The following is a 493-nucleotide window of genomic DNA, read 5'->3' as shown; positions in this document are numbered from 1 at the left end:
CCCGAACTGCATAACCAGCCGGGGTTCGCCGAGACCTTCATGCCGCGCGGGCGCGCACCGGAAGTCAGCGAGCGTGTCTGTTTCCCGGGCCACACGGCCACCCTGCGCCGGCTCGCGGAAAAAGGGCCGCGCGACTACTACGAAGGCGAGCTGGCCGAGCGCATCGCCGCCTTCGCGCGCGAGGGCGGCGCGGCGCTCACGCTGGACGACCTGCGCGGCTATCGCCCGGAATGGGTCGAGCCGATCGGCAAGGACTATCGCGGCTACACGGTCCACGAGATCCCGCCGAACGGGCAGGGCATCGCGGCGCTGATCGCGCTGGGCATCCTCGAGCAGTTCGACATGAGCGCGTTGCCGCGCGACAGCCTCGAATCGCAGCATCTGCAGATCGAGGAGATGAAGCTCGCCTTCGCCGATGTCTACCGCTACGTCGCCGATCCGCGCTCGATGGAGGTCACGCCCGAGCAGATGCTCGATGCCGCCTACCTCAAGG

1 protein-coding gene is annotated in these 493 nt (G+C 68.6%); it reads left to right on the top strand.

What is annotated here, in order from left to right; translation table 11 throughout:
• The coding region (locus tag HWX22_RS31480; protein ID WP_175917015.1) for a gamma-glutamyltransferase at positions 1 to 493 on the top strand (493 nt) is incomplete at both ends.

It is taken from the genome of Burkholderia sp. BCC1638 (assembly GCF_902833195.1).
GTDB lineage: Bacteria > Pseudomonadota > Gammaproteobacteria > Burkholderiales > Burkholderiaceae > Burkholderia > Burkholderia diffusa.
This window is presented reverse-complemented; position numbering and strand designations above follow the sequence as displayed.